At 44.1% G+C, this 22,769-nt stretch carries 15 protein-coding genes; 2 read left to right on the top strand and 13 right to left on the bottom strand.

Going from position 1 to position 22,769, the window contains the following annotated elements; translation table 11 throughout:
• Positions 1-357: 357 nt before the first annotated feature.
• Positions 358-708, bottom strand: coding sequence for a nitrite reductase small subunit NirD (nirD, locus tag AC1DUD_RS26530; protein ID WP_330862791.1), 351 nt, complete (start codon positions 706-708; stop codon positions 358-360).
• 67 nt (positions 709-775) lie between these two features.
• Positions 776-3,271, bottom strand: a complete 2,496-nt coding sequence (nirB, locus tag AC1DUD_RS26535) for a nitrite reductase large subunit NirB (protein WP_477380129.1) — start codon at positions 3,269-3,271, stop codon at positions 776-778.
• 289 nt (positions 3,272-3,560) lie between these two features.
• Here nirB and cobA point away from each other — a divergent pair, with 289 nt between their 5' ends.
• Entirely contained in the window at positions 3,561-4,289 is a 729-nt protein-coding gene (gene cobA / locus AC1DUD_RS26540; RefSeq protein WP_477380131.1) for a uroporphyrinogen-III C-methyltransferase, read from the top strand.
• A gap of 5 nt (positions 4,290-4,294) precedes the next feature.
• Positions 4,295-4,660, top strand: a complete 366-nt coding sequence (locus tag AC1DUD_RS26545) for a DUF7009 family protein (RefSeq protein ID WP_477380133.1) — start codon at positions 4,295-4,297, stop codon at positions 4,658-4,660.
• A gap of 26 nt (positions 4,661-4,686) precedes the next feature.
• Here the strand turns inward: AC1DUD_RS26545 and AC1DUD_RS26550 are convergent, their stop codons facing one another.
• The 11 genes from AC1DUD_RS26550 to AC1DUD_RS26600 are packed head-to-tail and all read right to left on the bottom strand — an operon-like array spanning position 4,687 to position 22,767.
• Complete coding sequence (locus AC1DUD_RS26550) at positions 4,687-6,837, bottom strand: glycoside hydrolase family 31 protein (RefSeq protein ID WP_477380135.1); 2,151 nt, start codon at positions 6,835-6,837, stop codon at positions 4,687-4,689.
• 4 nt (positions 6,838-6,841) lie between these two features.
• A complete protein-coding gene (locus tag AC1DUD_RS26555) occupies positions 6,842-9,412 on the bottom strand; it encodes a glycoside hydrolase family 95 protein (RefSeq protein ID WP_477380137.1) in 2,571 nt (856 codons plus the stop codon).
• A 1-nt stretch (position 9,413) separates the two neighbouring features.
• Positions 9,414-11,846, bottom strand: a complete 2,433-nt coding sequence (locus AC1DUD_RS26560; RefSeq protein WP_477380139.1) for a glycoside hydrolase family 2 TIM barrel-domain containing protein — start codon at positions 11,844-11,846, stop codon at positions 9,414-9,416.
• 37 nt (positions 11,847-11,883) lie between these two features.
• On the bottom strand, positions 11,884-12,723 hold the full coding sequence (locus tag AC1DUD_RS26565) for an SMP-30/gluconolactonase/LRE family protein (RefSeq protein WP_477380141.1): 840 nt from the start codon (positions 12,721-12,723) through the stop codon (positions 11,884-11,886).
• 30 nt (positions 12,724-12,753) lie between these two features.
• Complete coding sequence (locus AC1DUD_RS26570) at positions 12,754-14,832, bottom strand: glucosidase family protein (RefSeq protein ID WP_477380143.1); 2,079 nt, start codon at positions 14,830-14,832, stop codon at positions 12,754-12,756.
• A 5-nt stretch (positions 14,833-14,837) separates the two neighbouring features.
• Positions 14,838-16,442, bottom strand: a complete 1,605-nt coding sequence (locus tag AC1DUD_RS26575; RefSeq protein ID WP_477380145.1) for a glycoside hydrolase family 28 protein — start codon at positions 16,440-16,442, stop codon at positions 14,838-14,840.
• Positions 16,443-16,444: 2 nt separating this feature from the next.
• Positions 16,445-17,662: a glycoside hydrolase family 88/105 protein gene (locus tag AC1DUD_RS26580; RefSeq protein WP_477380147.1), complete on the bottom strand. Its 1,218-nt coding sequence runs from the start codon at positions 17,660-17,662 to the stop codon at positions 16,445-16,447.
• A gap of 21 nt (positions 17,663-17,683) precedes the next feature.
• Positions 17,684-18,148, bottom strand: coding sequence for a c-type cytochrome (locus tag AC1DUD_RS26585; protein WP_477380149.1), 465 nt, complete (start codon positions 18,146-18,148; stop codon positions 17,684-17,686).
• Positions 18,149-18,155: 7 nt separating this feature from the next.
• Positions 18,156-19,439, bottom strand: a complete 1,284-nt coding sequence (locus AC1DUD_RS26590) for a PQQ-dependent sugar dehydrogenase (protein WP_477380151.1) — start codon at positions 19,437-19,439, stop codon at positions 18,156-18,158.
• Positions 19,440-19,451: 12 nt separating this feature from the next.
• Entirely contained in the window at positions 19,452-21,008 is a 1,557-nt protein-coding gene (locus AC1DUD_RS26595; RefSeq protein WP_477380153.1) for a rhamnogalacturonidase, read from the bottom strand.
• Between the two features lie 49 nt (positions 21,009-21,057).
• On the bottom strand, positions 21,058-22,767 hold the full coding sequence (locus AC1DUD_RS26600) for a RagB/SusD family nutrient uptake outer membrane protein (protein ID WP_477380155.1): 1,710 nt from the start codon (positions 22,765-22,767) through the stop codon (positions 21,058-21,060).
• Positions 22,768-22,769: the final 2 nt, after the last annotated feature.

The raw sequence follows: 22,769 nt of genomic DNA on the forward strand, positions 1-22,769 counted from the left end.
AATATATTCATTGAAAATTATTTTCAAATAACAAAAGCAGTTATTTATGGGAAATAATTTCGGTCATGACGAAATAAAACCAGTTTTAAATTGCAAAATATCCTAAAATTCCAATTTAAAATATCGGAAAAATCACATGCGTTGAAATTATCTTAATAGATGGTGTAGAAACTACACAGTAACCCGGTTATATTCGTTTCCAAAAGATGTATTTTAAAATCTGATAATCTTTTTTCTTTTTCTTTATAAGACAAAATCTCACGCATAAAAAAAGCACCACTGCTCTTTTTGGCAATGGTGCTTGGTCTTTTTTATAGAAGTGCCTTCCGGCCTTATCTTTCGTGCAAGCAAATCCACTTAATATACTCCTATGAAAACTTTCCCATCTGCTATTTTTACAGGATAAGTTTTTATAGCCAGTTCTTCTTCGCCCAGGCATTCGCCTGTAAGTAATGAAAATGTTTTTTTATGAAACGGGCAGGCTACTTTGGGTTCGCAGGTTTCACCTGCACTACCTATCATCCCGCGCGATATAGCCATTTGTTGTTTATGCGGACAAAGATTTTGAGTAGCATACCACTCATTGCGGCGGGAAAAGTTAAATATCGCTATCTGCTCATCGCCATGTTTAATACATGACCCGCCATTTTCCGGCACATCATCAACATGACAAGCCATAATCCATTGTGTTGCTATTGCTGCTTCCATTGTGTTTTCTTTTGATCAATAGTTAATTCTTCTTAGGCTAAGAGTTTTGAATTTTTCAGCCTAAAATCTACCACTCTTTGGCGCGCACCTGCTCGCGCATCGGCTCAAATTGAGCATTGGGGTCTTTTTCGTCGGGGGCATTAATAAAGTGAGCAAAACGTTTGCGTAAGGCGGGGCTATTAACGGCTTCTTTCCACTCGCAGTGGTAGGTATTTACTAATGCCTGCATTTCCTCTTCCAGTTGTTCGCCCAGTCCGAGACTGTCATTTATTATTACATTTTTAAGGTAACTCATGCCGCCATCCAGCTTATTAAGCCAGGTTGCGGTACGTGTTAATTGGTCTGCGGTTTTTATATAGAACATCAGGAACCTGTCCAGGTATTTAACTACTGTTTCTTTGTCAATATCCGTAGCTAATAGTTGGGCGTGCTGTGGTTTGGAGCCGCCATTGCCGCATACATATAAATTCCAGCCTTTTTCTGTAGCTATAATTCCAAAATCCTTCGATTGTGCTTCGGCACATTCCCGCACACAACCGCTTACGCCGCCTTTAATTTTGTGCGGCGCGCGGATACCTTTATATCTATCTTCTACCTCGATGGCAAAAGTTACACTATCATGTAAGCCGAACCTGCACCAAGTGCTGCCCACGCAGCTTTTTACGGTACGAAGTGCTTTGCCATATGCGTGTCCGCTTTCGAATCCGGCGTCAATAAGCTCTTCCCAAATTAAAGGCAAGTCGCTCAGGTGTGCGCCAAACATATCAATACGTTGTCCGCCTGTTATTTTGGTGTATAATCCGTATTTTTTAGCAACCTGACCAATCACGATCAGTTTATCAGGTGTGATTTCACCGCCCGGGATGCGGGGCACGACAGAATATGTCCCGCCTTTTTGAATATTGGCTAAAAACCGGTCGTTGCTATCCTGTATTGCTTCCTGTTTTACAATGACATCATTCCATAAGCTGGATAAGATACTGGCCACAACTGGTTTGCAAACCTCGCAGCCATCGCCCTTGCCGTAGTGGTCAAGTACGAGGTCGTAGTTTTTTAGTTCGTTAATTTTAACGAGGTCAAACAGTTCCTGGCGCGAGTAATCGAAATGTTCGCAGATGACATTTTTAATATACTGACCATTTGCCTTCATGGTGCCGGCAATTAAATCCTTAACCAATGGCACGCAACCACCGCAGCCAGTACCGGCCTTGGTGCATTTTTTCATACCGTCAATGCCGGTAACGCCGCCCTCATTTATGGCTGAACAGATTGCTCCTTTGGTGACAGCCTCACATGAACAGATCAATGCGTCATCGGGCAAGCTCATTACACCGGCGCCCGCATTTGTCTCGCCTCCCCTGGAGCCTAATATCAGATCTTCAGGATCCGGTGGTAGTACTATTTTATTATTAACGGTTTGCAGTAGCATATTATAAGCATCCGCATCGCCAATTAAAATACCACCTAAAAGATTCTTGCCATCGTTTGTAATATTAATGCGCTTGTAAATCCCCTTATGAGTATCCTCAAATAAAATAGTGCGACAATCAGGCTCTGTAATAAAAGCATCCCCAAAGCTGGCTACATCAACACCGATCAGCTTTAGCTTGGTGCTCATGTCATAGCCGTAAAAGCTTTTGTCGGCTTCGGTTATATGGGCGGCCACAATATCAGCCATTTCATAGCCCGGAGCAACCAGGCCATATATCATTCCTTCGTATAAAGCACATTCGCCAATGGCGTAAATGCATTCATCGCTGGTTTGCATTTTTTCGTTCACGATAATGCCGCCGCGGGTTCCAACATGTAAGCCGGCCAGCTTAGCCAGTTCATCGCGCGGGCGGATACCTGCAGATATAACCAGCATATCTACCGCAAGCTGACTATCGTCATTGAATTTTAACGAATGGATTTTTTTATCGCCGGCAATGGCTGCAGTGCTTTTATTTAAGTGAATATGCAAGCCCAGCTGACTTAATTTCATTTGCAGCATATTGCTGCCCGCCGAATCTATCTGACGAGGCATCAGGCGTGGTGCAAATTCAATAACGTGAGTCTCAGTAATGCCAAGGTCTATTAAAGCCTTAGCAGCCTCCAGTCCCAGCAACCCACCACCCATAACGGCTCCTGATTTTGCATTAACTGCACAGGCTTTGATCAACTCCAGATCTTCAATGGTACGATATACAAATACGCCCTCCTTTTCAATACCCGGAATGTCGGGCACAAATGCCGAAGAACCGGTTGCTAAAACCAGGTAGTCATATTTAAGGGTAACGCCTTTTAATGAATGGATCGTTTTTTCAGTGCGGTTGATTTCCTGGATAGGATCATCCAGGTGTAGAGCAATTCCATTATCTGTATACCATGACAGGGTGGAAAGTGACAGGTCATCGGCAGTTTTGCCATTGAAGTACTCACTTAAGTGTACCCTGTCGTAAGCGTGACGCGGCTCTTCGCCAAAAACAATTATCTGGAACTGTGTTGATCTGGCTAAAAGTTTCTCACAAAACTTATAACCTACCATACCGTTGCCAACAACAATGATGGTTGGTTTTGACATATCGAAATTTTTTAAATGTTAAAGCAATTTTCAAACTAAAAATGAATCAACTGCGACCCTGATTTCATTTATATCACAATTATAACTCAAAAAAACATCAAATAGAAATTTAATTTCATTTTTTTATTAAATAAATCATGATTATTAGTGGTTATTTTCATAAATTAGTGCTGTTGATATAATTTATATCATTATTTAAGCATATTTTTTCAACTAATTTTGTGATTTTTACAAAATCAATTAAATAAAAAGGCTTGTTAGTCTAATTTTTGATCATAAATTTAATAAAATGCAAAAACAAATACAAAATCCTGAGCTTTTTGTACTAGGAGCAGGCCCAGGGGACCCAGAATTGATGACTATGAAGGGATATAGGGTATTACAGGAGGCAAATGTGATATTATATGACAACCTGGCTAACAAGGAATTATTGGCGATAAGCCGGGATGATTGTGAAAAGGTATACGTTGGCAAGCAACCTTATGGCGATTATACCCCGCAAGAAACAATTCATGAATTAATAAAGCACTACGCATTTACCAAAGGCAACGTGGTAAGGTTAAAAGGCGGCGACCCATTTATATTTGGTCGCGGGTTTGAGGAAATCATTTACGCCCGTCAGCATGGTATCACCACACATTACATTCCCGGCGTAACAAGCATGCAGGCATCCGGGCTGGAAGACATTCCTTTAACCCACAGGCAGGTGAGCGAAAGTGTTTGGATGGTTACCGGAACTAAGAAAGATGGCAGCCTATCTGCTGACTTGACCTGCGCCATGCATAGCAACGCAACGGTTGTTATATATATGGGGATGAAAAAACTGACCGAAATTGCTTCGGCCTATATAAACGCAGGGAAAGGAGATATACCGACGGCCATTATTCAGCATGCATCATTACCCAATCAAAAATCGGCAAAGGGAAAAGTGAGTGATCTTGTATCCATTGCTGCCGATAATCAGCTCACCTACCCTGCTATTATTATTATAGGCGATGTTGTTAATGTTAAAAACTAAAAGAAATGAAAATAAGGATAAAAGGAAACTCATTACGCTATCGCTTAACTAAAACCGACGTGGAAAATTTTGACCGGGACGGATACCTGGAAGAAACCACCAACTTTGGTACACAAGTATTTAAATATGCACTACAAAGTTCTGCAACTGAATTTTTAACTGCGGGCTTTAGCAATAATACCATAATTATGTATATGCCGGTTACAATGGCCATTGAATGGACAAGCACCGACCGCGTTGGTTATGAAAGCAATAACAGCCAAATGTACCTGCTTATTGAAAAGGATTTTAAATGCCTTGACAATGTAGCCGAAGACCAGAGCGACAATTACCCTAATCCGCTGAGTTTAAAACTTCAGCATTCGAGTTAAAACAGCAGGGAATCGATTTTAATAACTTATTGATCCGTCATAGCTTTGAAAGTTACTTTTCCAATATTATCAGGTTTACCTTTTAATGCCGGTATGATAGCGCCAATTAATTTCCCATTCTTTTTAAGTATGGTAATTTTACGGAATGAATAATTGCCTTTTTCATAATCATATGTTTCACCGTCATCGTCGTACAATGGATAAGCGCCGGGCTTATTGCCATAATACCTGATCTCCAGGTCAACCTTCTTCCCTGCTTTCGGCGCGTGCAACATTACAGGCATCATGGGTATAATTCCCCCGTCTTTTACATAAACAGGGATCTTATCCAGGCCTGGCGTAACGCTGATCACCTCGCCATCACCTGCATACTTCCCGGTGTAAAAGTCGTACCATTTACCTTTGGGTAAGATCACCTTTCTGCTCGTTTCACCTGCAAATACGGGAGCCACCAGTAAATATTCGCCGGCCATATACTGGTCTTTAACTTCTTTGGTTGTGGCTTCCTCATAGGGGTTTTCTTCCAGGTTGAGTTGTTTCTTCTCGGTTTTCGCTTCCGAATTTCCAAAACCTTCTTCCATGTACATGGCCCTGAAAGGCGGGGTGCCTTCAAAATGATACTTTGCAAATTCACTGTACCAGTACGGCATCATTTGCATCCGCAGGTTAGCCATCGCTTTAACCTGTTCAGCAACTTCGGGAAACGACCATGGCTTGGTACCGCTTGCCCAGGCATTGATCATGGCCATAGGAGAAAATACATTTGACTGGAATCTGCGCAGCCACTCCTCTCCTGTTTTAGACGACCGTACTTCGGGCGTCCATAATACCCCGGCGAAACCACTGTTTACCAATGCGGTGATAAAGTCGTGGTGATCGTAGTAATCGTTATAAATCACATAAGGAAATGATGATCCGCCTCCGTTTGATGCACGTACCAGGCCGAATGTACGCTGGTTACGCTGATGGTAGATTTCGCTGGTATAACGCTGCATCATCAATCCATAGGTTTGACGCATCTGCTCAGCAGCATGACCGGATGGAAAAATAGCTACATCGGGCCATAAATAATTGTCGCCTCCGTCAACCTCATCCATTTTATAGCCACTGATGCCGATATCTATCTTTCCTTTTTCTAACTCGCCGAAAAACACCTTCCGGGCTTCGGGCATGCTGATGTCCGGTACGATGCCGTTCCAAACCGTATGCGAGCCGCTGTATGGTAAAATACTTTTATAAACCGGTGCTTGTGGTGATACATAAGGATTAGTCCATAAATTGAGCCTGATGTTCTTTTTCAGCATGTCCTTTACAAAAGTTTTGGGATCAGGAAACCGGCTCGCATCCCATTCAAAAGTGCAGGGGTACGATTTACTTTGCCAACCGGGTTCAAGACCGATAAAATCAAGCGGATAGCCTTTTTCTTCAAATGCCTTTGCTTCATCTTCAACGCCCTGCGCATTGGTTAAGCGCTGCATCCGTTGCGTAAAGCCCAATCCCCAGCGCGGCGGCAAACAACCGCCTCCATTTAATAAATTATACCGCTTTACAGCGTCCAGCATGGTAGGCCCGGCAAATACATAGATCTCCGTACCGGCAGCCGGCACAAGCATTTCCACGCCATCCGAATACGGGTGCGAGCTCCATGTTTTATCCAGGTTGCGGTCTTTCACATCAGGTGGGATTTTGCTATCGCGATTCACTGCTGTACCGGCGTATACGTTGATATACCTTGCCGAATTTATAAATACGCCATAGCCTTTTGATGATACGTAAAACGGTGTTGGCGCATGGGTACGGCCATTATCCTTACCTGCATAATTATCAACATGAAGGGTAAGCACCTTGCCCCGTTGAAATACAGTCTGAAAATTTAGGCCAAAGCCGAACAACTGCTCTTTTTTTTCGAGAGGAAACCTGAGATACGTTTTACCATCCTGTACCCTGCCGGTAATTTCCTGCTGTTCAAGCGGGAAACCGGCAGCAGGCATTTGCTGTAAACCGGTATGATAAGGCTGTGCACCTGAAGCTTTCAACAGGTCAAACTCCTCTGGCTTACCGATTACACCTTTCCAGATCCCGGGTTCTACCTTCGTCCATGTGATGGATTGTGCATTGGATGTAGCTGCTAAACTTAAAAACAAACAAAACAGCAAATAGTACTTTAAATTTTTCATGGTATTACCTGAGGATAACAGTGTAGGTTTTGCCTTTTTGGGTGGCAAAATCAATTAAATAACCTTTATTAAATGAGATATCAGGAGGCCTGGCATTGTCCGCTTTTTGATAGACGGGTATTGCAGGTGCTGTGTTTAATGCATTACTATTGGTACCGGCAGCAGTATTATTGCTTACTTCTACAATCCTTACAGGGACAGGTGTACGCAACCTGCAATTTCCTCCCATTTTTGATTTGATGAGCGCTTTGCTCAGTTTTCCTTTTTTCCAGTCGATAGCTATCTCAAAATTTCCTCGCGCTTTGATGCCTTTGATACTACCTTCTGGCCATGCATCGGGCAGGGCTGGTAATAACTCAATTTCGCCATCCTGGCTTTGCAGCAGCATTTCGGTCATGCCGGCGGTTCCCCCAAAATTTCCGTCTATCTGGAAAGGCGGGTGTGCATCAAACAAGTTGGGATAGGTACCTCCACCGCTCATTTGCTCCTTTTTTTGCACCGGATCCATATAATTAAATGCGGCGGCCAATATTTTATAAGCATGGTTACCGTCATGCATCCGCGCCCACCAGTTCACCTTCCAGGCCATTGACCAGCCCGTGCTTACATCCCTCCGRTAAATCATTGATTGCTTTGCTGCAGCAGCTAACTCTGGTGTGTTAAATACGGAGATCTGTCTGCCGGGAAACAGGCTGAACAGTTGTGAAATATGCCTGTGTGTATCTGCTGGGTCATCCCAGTCTTTAAACCATTCCTGCAATTGGCCATGCTGGCCTATGTGAAACGGATATAGTTTACTATATGCTTCAGTTATCCGGGCGGTAAAGGCCTTGTCGGTACCCAGGATCTGTGAACTGCTGATGCAATCCTGGAACAACTCACGGATGATTGACATATCCATCGTAGAGGCCATACTTACCAGGTATTCTTTACCGTTGATCTTTACCGTATTTTCGGGTGATGTTGAAGGATTTGTTACCAGGTAACCCGTGTTTGGATCAGCAACCAGCCAGTGCAGCATAAATTGCGCAGCACCTTTCATAACAGGATAAGCGGTTTTGCTCAAAAAATCCTTATCGCCGGTAAAAAGATAATGATCATACAAATGAAGGCTCATCCAGGCCCCGCCCATTGGCCAGGCCGACCATCTTACCGAACTTTTAGGGTCCTGATCGAAATTACCGACGGTTGATGTTTTAGCCCAGATATCAGTATTATGGTGCTCAACCCAGCCTTCATCAATATTATAATTCACTTTAGCAGTGATTTTACCGTTTACAGCAAGTTCTTTCAGAAAATCAAACAAAGGCTGATGGCATTCCGAAAGGTTGGTATTTTCAGCCAGCCAGTAATTCATTTCGGTATTGATATTGGTGGTATAATTACTACCCCATGGCGGTATCACCTGGTCGTTCCAGATCCCCTGTAAATTGGCCGGGGCGCTTCCCGGTCTTGAGCTTGCTATGAGCAGATAGCGCCCAAATTGATAATATAGAGATTGCAGCTGCTTATCTGGATTGGCTATGTTAAAATTCTTAAGCCGCTCATCAGTAGGTAACTTTACTATGGCGTCATCTGCACCCAAATTAAAACTCACGCGTTTGAACAGATGCTGATAATCGGCAATATGCCTTTGCTTAAGCTGCTCATATGTTTTTTGCTTGGCAGTCAGCAGATTTCTATCAGCCTCAACAGCGGGGTCTTTACCTTGTAATCCCGGAGATTTGTTAAAGCCGTTAAAGCTGGTAGCCTCAGTCAGGTATAAAATCACTTGATTGGCCCCGCTAACTTTTAATGTATTATTAGCAGCAGTTACTTTACCTCCATAGTTCTTTATTTTGAGGTCGATCCGAAAACTCATGCCCTCGCCTTTAGGCTCATCATAAATCACCTGACGAGGTTCATAATCACGATTGGCCACATAGGTCGGCGCTTTCCCGGTCAAAACCAACTTGTTGCTGCCTTCAGCTGTAACGGTAAAGTGTAATTTACTTTGTAGGTTAGCCGTAAAGTTTACAGCGCCCTTTTTATCGGCAGTAATACGAACCATCATTACCTTATCGGGGTAGCTTATAAATGTTTCACGCGAAAAATTAACCCCATTTAGCTTGTATTTTACTGTAGATACTGCATTATTCAAATCCAGGTCGCGATAATAATTGCTACAGGTACTATCGGTGAGGTTAAAACTGAGCAACAAATCGCCTAAGGGAAGATACCGGGCAGTGTATGGCCCCTGCAAATACTTTTTCCATATCGCTGCCGCCTGATCAAAATCGCCATTAAATACTGCGGCGCGAACCTCTGGTAAATGAATAGGCCCATGGGGATTGTTTCCCGGTTCGGGGTAGCCCGACCAAAGATTATGATCATTCAGTTGAAAACGTTCATGATTGACACCGCCGAACACCATTGCTCCGGTAGTAGCATTACCCAGAGGCAGGGCTTCTTCCCAGGCGGCCGCAGGCTTACTATACCAAAGCTTTAATGCAGTGCTGTTGCTTTGCGTTTGCGCAACAGCAAGTTTAGCACTTACCAAAACTGCTAAAACCAGATATCTTTTAAGCTGATGCATATTAAAGATTTATAAATACGGTTTGTAATCCCGGCGATTGTACGCCAACAACGCTTTTGCCATTTTGGGTTTGCACTTTTATAGTAGCACGCCCGTTATAAGCCTGTACTTTTCTCGATCCGCCGGATGTACCCAGATCATCCTGCAAAATGCCATCTCCGCTTAAGGAAAAGCTGATCCAGTTTACCGCATCAAGGCACTGGATGCCATTTTTATCTAAAACTTTTACTTGTACTGTAGCAAAGCCGTTCTCGTCGGCTATTTTTTCCAATATCAGCTTAGCAGGCTTGTCCCATTTATCGGTTTGATAAACCTGGTTGATCTCGTCGGTTACTGTAGTATTTCCTTTTTTGGCCACTACGCGGATATTATTGCTGCCTTTTTTAAAGGTCACAATCCAGCGCAGGCCCGCTGCCGGAAAGTCCTGGCTGTTGCGCTTTTTCACGCCGTAACTTTTGCCGTTCAGAAACAGTTCGGCCGTTTCACAGTTCGAATAAACTTTAATTATCTTCTGCTCTCCATCATTTCCCCACCGCACAGGCCAGGTATGCCCGTAAATATGTGCCATGGGTTTGGTAGTCCAGTATGACTGGAAAACGTAATATGATTCCTTTTTGGTCATATCCCGTTCCAGAACACCCTTTTGGTTCATATACGGTATTGGGTTATCGGGCCGTAAGGGTGTAGAAAAATCTTTGAATACCCAAAAGGCTGAACCTGTGAGCCAGGGCATCGTTTCCTGCTCTTTTAAATGCCAGTCAAACAGGTTACAGATATAACTTTCGCTCCAGTCACCATCTTTTGAAACCCGTGAGTCTCCGCCGGAAAGTGATGCATCTCCCGCACGTTCATCGGCACCGCCGCCTGTTTTAATATTTACAAAAGCCTTATCAGGATCTTCCGAATGCCGTAGCGCATGGCTATCCCCGCCCCACTCTGCATGAAAAAAGTGGTTTACTTTGTTAAATTCATCAAGGGTGGTTTGCTTGTACTCGTTATAAACGCCACGGTACCAGCCAGCCCATATTGAGGGAGAGTATACATCAACAATATCCTTACAAAAATCACAACGACGAATGGTGGTTTTACGCGATGGATCAAGCTTATGGGCGCGGTCATTTTGTTCGCTCATGAAGACCCTGATCTTTGTCTTATCAAACTCCGGAAAATCGCCCTCCCAATCGTTCTCGTTCCCCAGTCCCCATAAAATTATAGACGGATGATTGTAATGCTGCTCAATCATATTGGTGAGCATTTGCCTGGCCTGATTTTTATAAACCTCGCCCCCCAAACCGCCACGGCACCAGGGTTCTTCTTCCCAGGCTAAAATCCCAAGACTATCGCACAGATCAAGTACAATACGCGATTGCTGATAATGCGCCAGGCGAATAAAGTTCACGCCCATATCCTTCATCAGCTGCATTTCCTGCCTTATCATGTTTTCGGTCATTGCCGCTGCAACACCGGCCTGGTCTTCATGCCGGTGGGTGCCTCTTAACAACAAGCGTTTACCATTCAGCATAAAGGGGCCATGATCCACAAAGTCAAAATTTCTGAACCCTACTTTTTCTCTTTGAATAAAAGTGCCGCCATTTGCACGGATGGTAACCTCAATAGTATACAACACAGGATGATCCGGCGACCATAACTGCGGCTTTTTTACTATAAATGAACCAATGGGTAAATCCCCCGCGGTAGATGATAAATTGTACTTTGATTGCTGAATAACCTTACCCTGCGGATCAATGATTTTGATATCCCCTTCGGTAGCGTTGATATTTTCAGGGTCGTAGATCCGGGCGCCTACATTTAAGCTACCCTGCTTACCATCTTTGTCAACGGCTGTTTTGGCAAAAACTTTATCGAAAGATACAGCCGGCGTGTATACTAAATTTAAATAACGGTAAAGGCCCCCATACACAGTAAAATCCGATAAACGGGAAGGGATACTTTCCAAATCGCGCGAGTTATCACATCTGATCTCGATGGGAACCTTTCCTTTAAATTGAGTTTGGCAGATCTCCATTTTCTTGAAATCATCAACAGCCTTTGTTATATCTACCGTCCATTCGTCATACCCGCCAAGGTGCGAACCTACCTTCGTATCATATACATAAACATCTGTCTTTTGGCCTGCGCCTTCAAAATGCAATAGTGTACGCCCTCCCTTATATGGATTATTGATGCTTACCTGTGTACGGTACCATCCCGGCCCCTGGTAGTAGTTCACATCAGGATCAACCGCGTCACGTGTATTAAAACAATGCGGAAGCGTTACCTGCTGCCAATGAGGGACATCGTGAGGGATCCCTTTATCTTCGGGGCGGATCGCTTCCCAGATGCCGCCTAAATCCCGCTGTAAAAACTCCCAGCCGGTATTTAAACGGGTACTTTGCTGCGCGAATAATGGTTTAGTACTTAAAACACATATCATTATTATTAAATACAGTCTCAGATTTTTCAACTGCATATTAACGGGTTATTAGTTTATAAGCCACTACTTTTTTTCCGAAAAACGTTGGCACATACAGAATGTGATTAACCGTATCGTAACCCAAATCGGCAGTATTCATCTTTTGTGCCTCCGAATCAAGCAGGGTTTCTATTTTGCCATCGGCCGTTACGTAAAATATATGACCCGACCAGCAGGTGATCAAAAAGTCGCCATTGCCAACAGGTTCAAGCCCGTCACCGCCGCAGCTCAGCGTAGTAATTTGTGTTAAATTACCTTTACTATCCGCTTTCAGGAACTTCGGCCCGCCGAGGATATAAAGATCATTACCAATAGCTTTAAGGCCGTTTACACCATTCACATTCGTTAAAAAGGTTGTTACCTTACCCTTTTCAATCCGGTGGATCTTTTTGGTTTTACTGTCAGATACATAAACAATTCCTTTTTCATCTACGGTGATGTCATTTAACATTTTTGCGCTGTCAACAGGAATCTTATTAATTACTTTACCTGTTTTAATATCAATAACTACAACTTCCGACAGATCGGCTGCATACAATTGATCGCCAACCCGTCCCAGGCCTTTTGGCGAGTTTAAGCCGGTGGTAAAATCAAGATCGATGATCTTTCCATCCAATCCGATCTTTGCAACCCCGCCTCTACCATCAACAGCGCTGGGGTTTCCTTCAATTTCCGATACATACAGGATCTTCTTTTTAAAATCAGGTAAAACCGATTCCGGGATCCGTACTACGGTATCAGTTTCCCAAAGTTTTTCCAGTTGATGGGTTTGCGCAAAAACGCCCTGTACCATAAATGCCATTAAAGCAGGCAATGTGCGTTTTAATATCTTTTTCATAGCAGTTTGTTTTATATATCAAGATACAGTTTATAACACAACAGCCTGTGTACCACCATCAGTTATTCTGTATTTAATTACTTTACTACCCTTAGTAATGGAGATAAGCAGTTTCCCTTTATTTAGCCGTGAAACCTGCAGATTAAAAACATGGCCGAATGCATGAATATTATTCAAAGTCATCTCACTCCATCCTTTTGGTAAACGGGGCGTACAATCAAAATTGCCGAAACCTGTTGGCCTGATACCGAATAAGCCTTCGGTAAAGATCCTGCAGTAAAGCCCGCTCTCGGCCGATAAATGCCTTTGATTACCTTCGGGATAAGCTTCTACCGGGTAAGGGACATGCGCACCTAACAAGCGCCTGCGCGAATAATAACGCAAATAATCTATAGCCTTTTCGGTTTTGCCTGCCTGCAATACGCCACGAAGAGCATATAATGTTGAGCGATCCCAAAAGGTTTCTTTACCGGCTTGGGTGGCTAAGCCATCGGCCGTCCACAGGCGGGGCGAAAACAAGGCATTGATGGTTCCTTCGCTCCGTTCTAAAATGCCCATGGTAAGCGGCAGGCAGATCCAGGCACGCAATACATCATTAGTTTCGTAGTATTTATAGGTTTCAAAGCCATCTATCGTTGCCCCGAAGTACTTTTCGATATTACCTTTAAGCGTCGCCGCCTGTTTTAAATATTCATCTGTTTGTGCTTTTGGCAGATGTAATTGCTTACCAAGGTATGCCGCAGATATTAACGCATCATAATAAAGGCTATTGGTTGAAAGGTTGGCTTTGCCTGACGGGAAACGCCCTTCCAGTTCATCATGGTCTGAAAGGACAACTCCCTGCTCATTCAACTTCCGGTGACTAAATTCAAGGCACCAGGTTATGAGCGGCCAGAGCTTTTTGGCAGAATCCGGTTTACCATAAGTTAATGCATACCTTGATGCACCATAGGCAATCATGGCCTGGTCGCCCCTATCACCGGCCCCTTTCCATACGGCATCGCCCTCTGCTACTATTGAACTGGGGATTGGTTTATATTCGGGGTTCATGTATTTTGCAAATAGCCGGTAACAGTTCATGGCCGAAAGGTTGCCGATACTATCTCCCGAAAAAGCGAAAAACGGACTTATGTATTCAGCCTGATCATTTGCCCAGATGGCGGCATAATAAGCAAGTCCGCCGGGGCCGTGCAGGTAACCGACTTTGGTTTTGTAAATACTTTCTGTCCCTCTGATCTTGGCAAAAGCAAACGCTGTATTCAATAAAGTATCAGGAGTTTTTAATTGCAGTGGTGATAAAATGGCATTTATACGGTTTTCACGAGCCTTTTCTTCAGCATTGGCATCAATTTTAACCGCTTGGGCAGGAAAATCTGTAGCCATATAATAAACCGAAAAGGTTGTATTTGCTCCGGGCTGTATTACCCTGCTGCCATGATCAACAGAACCCATGATCACCGAATGGGGTCTTACCTTACTTTTAGCACTATCTGTCCGCTCCTCACGGCGCAAATATTCCATTGTAATGGTAACAGGCTTATCAGTTACATTGGTAAATACAAACTTTTCAATTACCAGCGGCTTGTCTACAGATGGAAAAATACTCCGGTCTATTTTTACCAAAGCGGGATTACCTGCCGTGGTGGCTATCCTCATAATCCCTTTATGGCTGATACTGGTGATATTGTACGAAAGGTCACCTGATTTTTTTCCGTTTGCCAGGTCTGTCTTGAGTTTCCGATTATTAACAAAGAAACGAGGCAATTCGTTATCCTGAAAGGTATAATCGATATGCGTGCGGGTGCCATCGGGCAGCATTCTGAAGGTTGGGAAAACAACGGTACGTGAAACTGAAGCACTGCCTGCGCTATCCAATCCATACTGCACCCATACAGATACTTTTTCGCCCGACATTTCAATATGATCGGTATGGGGTAGCCGGCCGTTAATAGTCCACTTGATGCTTCCATCCGGTTGGATAACCCAGCGGTCTGTTTGCGCGGGCAAAGTAACCTGTTGGGCATAAGCCATAAAGGGGAACAGAAATGCCAGGGCGGCTAAAAATATCTTATGTGAGTTTATCTTCATTTGCTGTATTCGATTGCTCATTAATATTAATTTAAAATGGCAGTGCCGGCATTCAAGCCGTCAGACAGTTCAACCTTTTTTTGTATGCCTTGGATTTTATTTTTCAGGATCTTGATATCGCTGCTTGCATTGCCTTCAACACGCACAAATGCGTCCGCAGAGCCGGTAACGCTGGTATTATTGATGTAAGCTCCGGCAACGTTCTCTAACCTGATCACTGCCCGGGCCCCTGTAGTTTCAGGAATTACGCAGGATTTAAGTTCAATGTTTTTCCCATCCTCGCAGATGAAAGCCGGCCTGAGATCATTATGACCTAAGGTGAATTTTACATTATCGAGTTTTAATCCCTCTACATGCCTTGCCCATACGCCATAGGCAGGTACAAGCGGACCAAATGTTTTTACTTCGGGGTACTTATCAATAGCCTCCGGTACAACCTGCCGGGCATTTTCTTCGGTTCCACCGCCTGCCAGGTTTACCTCAATATTTTTTAAAGTAAGCCCTTTAATATTATGTCCGGGGATACCGGTTATCAGGATCCCTGACGGTGGCATCAGTTGTGCGTTATCTGCCGCTTTTGCCTTTACATTTTTAATGGTTACGTTTTCAAGCGTTCCTATCGGCTGTTGCGCATCCTGGTCTTTGCGAAACACACTTAATCTTGCACCTAAACGGATCAGGATAGGCGTTTTTACTTCAACCATAGTAATATCATCAATTTCAACATTCCTGATGTTAGCACCATCAACAGAAAGCAGCTTAATACCGCCATTGGCGGTATCATAGATATAGCAATTTGAAATGCTGATATTTTCAAATGGCGCCATAGATTCGGTGCCGATCTTTATGGCCCCCTGACCGCTTTTTAATCGCAAGCCCGAGATCACAATATTCCTACAGGCCATTTTGCTTGATGTTGTTTTAAAACACAGAGCGTCATCGCCGCTTATCACGTCGCAATTTTTGATAGTTACATCCTGGCAGCCGTCTATATCCATGCCGTCGTTATGGGCAACTCCCCTGCTTTCAATTTTCACATTTTGAATGTTTACCTGCTTACATTGAAAGTAATGAGAGGTCCAGGCGGCTGAATAATTTAAAGTAACACCCCGTACAGAAACGTTTTGGCAACGCACAACCCGCAATAAAAAAGGACGCCGGCCCCAGCGCTGTGATTCGGCACGGGTATCGGTTAGTATTTGCTGAGCTTTTAGTTTTGATCCCTGGCCATCGATAATGCCTTCGCCTTCAATGCTGATGTTCTTTTTATCAACCGCTACAACCAGCGCCCAGCCCACGCTAATGCCAAGGCCCTCAACAAAAGGATCAAGGTTCTTATAATCATTAACATCGGTGCTCCCCAATAATACAGCGCCCTTATTCAGATGCAGGGTAATATTATCATTCAATGCAATTGTACCGGTTAAAAACACCCCTGAAGGAACCACCACTTTGCCGCCACCGCTTTTATAACAAGCGTCGATGGCATTTTGAATAGCCGCAGTATTTAATGTTGTTCCATTGCCGGTAGCACCATAAGCTGTAATATCCACATCGGCGGCAAACAAACTAAAATTAGATGCCAGCACTATTACGACAATACATAACAAAAACTTCGTTAGCCTCTGCATGGTTATTTCTTCTTTTCGGCTTTAAGCATTTCTGTTCCGGCCAATAACAAAGCACCTAAGCCATGGGTATCGTTCAGTTCGGTTGGGCGGGTGTAATAAAATTTGATATCGGTATCCATATTGGTGCCGATACACACATCCTGAAGCTGTCCGTCGGCAGTTACTTTTGAGGCTAATCCCTTCCATCCTTCGCGGGCAATGGCTATATATTTTTCGTTTATCCAACCCTGGTTTACTGCCCTTGCTACTGCATAAGTGTACATGGCGGTAACTGATGTTTCGAGGTATGAATCGGGCTTGTCCAATAACTGGTGCCACAAACCGGTTTGATCCTGGTAACGGGCATAGCCCACTATTTGCCTCAACAGCAGTTTAATCAGCTCGGGGCGTTTTGGATGGTTTGCAGGTAAATTGTTTAACAGTTCGACCTGTGCCATGGCTATCCAGCCATTGCTGCGGCCCCAGTGACCTACACCATTGGTTTGATCATCTGCATAATAATTATGGAAGAATAGGCCTGTTGCCGGGTCATAAAGGTATTTGTTAAAATTCTCAACCTGCTTAATAGCATCATCAAAATATTTGCTATCGCCGGTTAATTTGCCCATACGTGCCAAAAACGGAATACTCATGAACATATCATCGGCCCAAAGGGTACCAAAGCGGGGCTGCGGACGGGCAAGTGTACCATCTGGCAGGCGCATTTGTTTAGTTAAGATATAGGCGGCAGACCTTTCCAGATAAGCCTGGTAGTCTTTCCGGTGAGCGAGAGCATCTACATCAAACAACCCGGCCGACATGGCACCACAGGCATCCAAATTGGTTATATTGAACACTGAGCCATACTCAACCTTGCCTGTCTTAGCTTTATAAAGGGTTTCGAAATAACTGAGGTTGTCAAAAATAAATGAAAAGTTATGCAGGGAATAGTCTGAATACTTTTTATCGCCAAGCACATCCGCGGTTTGCATCATGCCAATGGTTAAAACACCATTTACGTATGCCCACTTATTGTATTTACTGTCGACCTTAAGATCTGTGGATGAAGCCAAACCTTTTGTCGAATTATACTTTTCATTTGTTTTGGCATTGACAAACTGGAAGGAAGTTTCTTTAATGACGTTATCGGCAACGCGGCGCACAACATCGCCGGTATTAACGTCCTGCCCAAACGCTGCCGATGTGCAGGCAATAAGTAATATGTATAAAAGTGATTTCATTTTAGCTGTTTTTAGTTAGAGTTATATATTTTTAATAGCCGTCTTCTTTTTGTTCTTTGCGCGGACCGCCTTTACCTGTGATGCAGTAATCGCTCCGCCCTTGTTACCGAAGCTTTTCCTTACGTAGGTTAATACATCTGCAATTTCACGGTCTTTTAAAAAATCGTGTGCGGGCATTACATTTGAGTAGGATTCACCATCAATATCAACGTTTTCTGCAAATCCGTTGAGCACCACTTTAATTAACTGCACATGATCGCCTGTTACATAGGATGTTTTGATTAATGGCGGATTCATATTCGGCACACCTCCGCCATCGGCCTGGTGGCAGGTTAAACAATGATTTACATAGATAATTTTGCCGCCTGCTATTGACGCGGCCAGCCCCATAGCCGGCTTCGCTTTTGTCTTCGTCCTGGTTTTAACCTGAGCCGTTAGCTGGAAACAGCTAAAAGCAAAAAAGAGGATCAATGAGTATTTAGTCATTTGTTTATTACTTTTTAAGGTAGATAATACGGTAAATTGTACCTTTTGAATCATCCGTAACATATAATGAACCATCGGCACCCTGTGCAAGTCCGCAGGGACGATGATCGGCGCGCCCGGCAGCTGTTTTTTCGGGTGAGCCTGAAAATCCATCGGCAAATACTTCCCAGTCGCCATCAGGCTTCCCATTTTTAAATGGCTGAAAGACCACAAAATATCCTGCCTGTGGTTCAGGAGCCCTGTTCCATGAGCCATGAAAGGCTATGAATGCCCCGTTTTTATATTTTGCAGGGAATTGGTTCCCAGTATAAAACAACAAACCATTGGGGGCCATGTGTCCTGGATAGGCGGCAGCCGGATCAAGAAACTTTGCTTCAGCTTCTTTTTTGCCATCGCCGCCATATTCAGGGGCCTGGATCTTTTTATGCTGGATCTGGTCATAATACATATATGGCCAGCCAGCATTATCCCCTTTTTTAAGGGCATATAAACACTCGGCAGGTAACTCGGCAGATTGCTTGGTAGTATACAGCTCGGGCCATGAACTATTCAGGTTATCCCTGCCGTGCTGCATTACGAATAGCTGGTTATTCTGCTGGTTCCAGTCCATACCAACCATATTCCTTAAGCCGGTTGCGTACCGTACACCATCGCCATAGGTTTGGTTTAATTTATCTGTTTTAAACTGCCATACGCCACCCATGGAGTCCAGTATTGGGCATCCCGGGACTCCCGGCGAATGCAGGCCGCGGTCCTTTTCCTGGCACGAGTTGAACCAGGCACCTATGTTTACATAAATATTGCCATCATTATCCAATGCAAATGATTTGGTTTCATGCTGGCGGCCAGCCTTTAACCCGGTGATGATTTTTTCGGGCTGATCGGGATTGATCACTTCATTTTTATCATTCACCTTATACCTGAACACCTCGGTATTTGACGATGCGTATAAGTACCCATTCTTTAAATAAACCTCGGTACCACCGTAAGTACCGAAGCCTGATTTAAGTTCTGCCTTGCCATTGGTCGCTTCATGGAATACTAAGATCCCCTTCCCTTCTTTGTTGGGTTTAGCCAGCTTTACATAAATATCACCCTGCGGCGTAACTACTAAATGCCGGGCCTTTGCACCGGTTTCGGCAACTTTCAGTGCCCCGAAACCGGCAGGTAATTTTAAGCGCGCGTTATCAGTATCGGGCACTACTTCTGATCCCGGTTTCAGGGCATAAAGCGCTATGCTCACCGGCAGGATCGTAAGTATCATCACCCATTTAAATAGTATACTTTTCATGCTGTTTATTAATTATAATTCCTTTTTATTCACATCGGCCAGTTTAGTATCTGCTACCGGGCGACTGTTATAGATGTTAAAATCTTTTACTTCGTTTAAAACAAACGTTGGTGTGCCTGCCGCTTTCTGCGCTTTAATATGTTGAAAATCGGCACCGGTTATATGATCAAGAATAAACGGCGGACGAAAATCATCCGAGATATAACTAACTTCCACATCACTCACTTTCAAATCCTTAACATTACGAATAAAGAAGCCATAAGAAGGCATCGTACCGAAACGATATGGTTCCGGGTATTCTTTTTCAAGCGCAGGCACTTCACGTGTAGATTGCTCTTTTGTTCCTCCGCCTTTATAATAAATCCGGATATTACTTAACCGCAGATCTTCAATATCGTGCCCCGGAATGCCACTTATAATAGCTCCATGTTTGCTATCAGCATTATAACATACAACATTGCTGATGATCACACGCCTAAGCGCCCCAACAGGTGCACTTTCAGGCCCGCGCATGCGTGCACCAAGCCTTACAAAAATTGGCGCGTTAACAATATCCCTCATGGTGATATTGGTGATGGTAACATCCTCTAAAAGAGCACCGTCGACAGTTTCAAGGGCCAGGCCGCGGCAATAATCAAACACGCAGTTTGAAACAGTGACATTCTTAAAACCTCCGTTTGATTCGGTACCCATTTTTATGCGGCCGGTAGGGTTACCGTCCGAATATTTTTTTTCATTGCGGGTAAAAGTGCCGGCCAAAAATGAGCCTTCATCATAGCCGCTTACCTGGCAGTTGGTAATGGTTACATTTTCGGTAGCCCGGGCAAATCCAAGTCCATAAGTGCTTTTAAGGCAGATACCGTCATCATATGGTGAGTTTATACTGCAGTTTGAGATCCGTACGTTGCGGCAGCAATCAACATCCATACCGTCGCGGTTGGTATCCATTTTTACATTATCAATAGTGAAATTGTCTATCCCTGTAGCCAGGATCCCGAACCAGCCGCCGTGCAGTATGGATATATCCCTGATAATTACATTACGGCATAAATAAAGACTGATCGTTTTGTTAGGGCGTTTATCATCTTCTCCTTTATTGCTCCGCACCAAATCCTTACCCCAAATAGTACCAGGGCCTAATATGGAAATATCGTGCAGGTTTTCGCCCCAGATCAGGCTGTTATGCCAGTGCCTGTGCCCAAAATCCTGGTAGTTGTTATCGGTTTTGGCTTCAGGCTCATCATAACCAGAGGCGGCTTCAATAGGCGCCGCTATTAAGGTTGCCCCCTGATCGATATACAGGCTTATACCACTTTTAAGATGAATGGATCCACTTAAATAATTCCCGGCAGGAAAATAAACTGTTCCACCACCGGCCGCTGCCGCAGCCTCAATTGCTTTATTGATATTTTGGGTATCAATGGCTTTTCCGTCACCCTTTGCCCCATATAACTTTACGTTATATGGGGACGTTTCGGGCGATGCATTACCATTTGCCTGTGCTTCAATAAAGCAAAAGGGCAAAAGAAAAACTAAAAGAATACGAAGTATAGTGTTGTGTTTTTTCATGGTATTTTTTATCGCTTGCATTTATCTACATCTTTATTTTAACCCTTGCTTACCAACCAGGGTTTTGTGGATACGGGGAGCCTGTAATTGTTGCATCTATTTGTGTTTGCGGGATCGGGCGCAGCACATGGAATGGCTTAATATTACTTTTACCATCAGTGTTATGCAATTTTACCCGCTCCAATAGCTTACCTGTTCGTGCAAGGTCAAGCCAGCGCACAAGCTCGCCGCACAACTCTCTTGAGCGTTCATCTAAAATAAAATCCAGCGAAAGCTTATCGACAGTGATATCCATTGCTGCTGCGTTACCTGAAGGATAAGCAGCCCTTTCGCGGATGGCATTGATATAAGGCACAGCGTCTCCGGCTCGGCCATCCATAAATAATGCTTCGGCAGCAATTAAATAGGTTTCGCCTAAGCGGTAAATAATGATAGGCCGGCTTGAGGGCGAATTTTGATCGGGGCGTTTTGTATCAAAATACTTGATCATGGCTGGCGATAAAGCGATGCTATACTTGGCCGGCGGAATTACCTGGTAACGATACTTTGCAATTTGAGCCGAGGTCATAGCATAGCCGGGCATCCAAATAGCCGTATCGCCAACTGTAAATTTAGGAGCCCCGGGCTGAGCGCCAGCAGGAGCACCGGCCGGCAACGGATTAGACCAGGTAGGTACTGAAGCTGCATTATTGCATAACCAGGCTGTTTGAAACGTTTTATTATAGCGCTGATCATTAACCCTTTCGCTAAATACGGTATCAGTAAGCCAATGCGTAGGCACCACACGGATATAGGGACGCCCGTAAAGGGTACTGCGCTGCATGCCGGGTTGTACCTCATACTTAGGCACAAATAAGTGGCACAACAGGTTATCAGGGCCGCTGTTATTCTGTGTGGCAGAACCATTGTAGGCCAATGTAGATGTGTGCTGTACAGTCCACAGTATTTCGCTGTTTGCTTCATTACCTTCGGCAAATACCTTTCCAAAATCCTGCTGCAATTTTATGCCACCGGCAGGTGAAACATTGGTAATAAGGTCAATTGCAGTAGTGTAGGCGTTTTTATAATCATCTGCCTGTTTGGCCGATGACCCCGCTCTTGTTAAGTATACTTTTGCAAGCATGTGCATTGCAGCCGCTTTTGTTGCCCTGCCGGGCTGCACACCATTGGCTAAAGGGCTTGCAGGAAGAACCGCTATAGCATCCTTCAGGTCCTGAACGATAAAATTATATACGTCTGCCATTGGGGCCCTGGTGGCAGATGTTGTAGGTACCGACTGGAATGTTTTGTTTAAAGTTACATCGCCCCAAAACTGAACTAATATGAAGTAATAATTTGCCCGCAAAAACTTGGCTTCACCAACCATGCTTGCTGCCGACGTAGCGTCAATACCGGCCGGAACGCTACCGATCAAACCGTTACAGGTGTTGATATAGGTGTAACAATTTTTCCAGATCGTGGCAACGGTACCGTCAGCAGTATTAAAGTTACTGTTGTATTTTACCAGGCCGTTGTTGCCATCGTTACCGGCAATAAATTCATCGGTACCGGGAACAGTCATTTCAAAATAGGTATCCGGCCCCCAAATAGTTCTGAAACCGGCATAGGCTGCGGTGAGGCCGGCCTGAAAACCCTGGCTTGTGGTAAAAAAAGCTGGGGTAAGTGTTGATTTCGGGTCTTCTAACAGTGTTTTTTTACAAGCTGTGGTAGCAAGACCTAAAAACAAACAGGTGTATAAATATATAGATATCCTTTTCATCT

Source organism: Mucilaginibacter sp. P4_A11, from assembly GCF_056402535.1.

What these genes read in the sequence shown, in the direction of transcription:
- nirD (WP_330862791.1), bottom strand. Translation starts at nt 708, where the DNA reads ATGGAAGCAGCAATAGCAACACAATGGATTATGGCTTGTCATGTTGAT.
- nirB (WP_477380129.1), bottom strand. Translation starts at nt 3,271, where the DNA reads ATGTCAAAACCAACCATCATTGTTGTTGGCAACGGTATGGTAGGTTAT.
- cobA (WP_477380131.1), top strand. Translation starts at nt 3,561, where the DNA reads ATGCAAAAACAAATACAAAATCCTGAGCTTTTTGTACTAGGAGCAGGC.
- AC1DUD_RS26545 (WP_477380133.1), top strand. Translation starts at nt 4,295, where the DNA reads ATGAAAATAAGGATAAAAGGAAACTCATTACGCTATCGCTTAACTAAA.
- AC1DUD_RS26550 (WP_477380135.1), bottom strand. Translation starts at nt 6,837, where the DNA reads ATGAAAAATTTAAAGTACTATTTGCTGTTTTGTTTGTTTTTAAGTTTA.
- AC1DUD_RS26560 (WP_477380139.1), bottom strand. Translation starts at nt 11,846, where the DNA reads ATGATATGTGTTTTAAGTACTAAACCATTATTCGCGCAGCAAAGTACC.
- AC1DUD_RS26565 (WP_477380141.1), bottom strand. Translation starts at nt 12,723, where the DNA reads ATGAAAAAGATATTAAAACGCACATTGCCTGCTTTAATGGCATTTATG.
- AC1DUD_RS26570 (WP_477380143.1), bottom strand. Translation starts at nt 14,832, where the DNA reads ATGAGCAATCGAATACAGCAAATGAAGATAAACTCACATAAGATATTT.
- AC1DUD_RS26575 (WP_477380145.1), bottom strand. Translation starts at nt 16,442, where the DNA reads ATGCAGAGGCTAACGAAGTTTTTGTTATGTATTGTCGTAATAGTGCTG.
- AC1DUD_RS26580 (WP_477380147.1), bottom strand. Translation starts at nt 17,662, where the DNA reads ATGAAATCACTTTTATACATATTACTTATTGCCTGCACATCGGCAGCG.
- AC1DUD_RS26585 (WP_477380149.1), bottom strand. Translation starts at nt 18,148, where the DNA reads ATGACTAAATACTCATTGATCCTCTTTTTTGCTTTTAGCTGTTTCCAG.
- AC1DUD_RS26590 (WP_477380151.1), bottom strand. Translation starts at nt 19,439, where the DNA reads ATGAAAAGTATACTATTTAAATGGGTGATGATACTTACGATCCTGCCG.
- AC1DUD_RS26595 (WP_477380153.1), bottom strand. Translation starts at nt 21,008, where the DNA reads ATGAAAAAACACAACACTATACTTCGTATTCTTTTAGTTTTTCTTTTG.
- AC1DUD_RS26600 (WP_477380155.1), bottom strand. Translation starts at nt 22,767, where the DNA reads ATGAAAAGGATATCTATATATTTATACACCTGTTTGTTTTTAGGTCTT.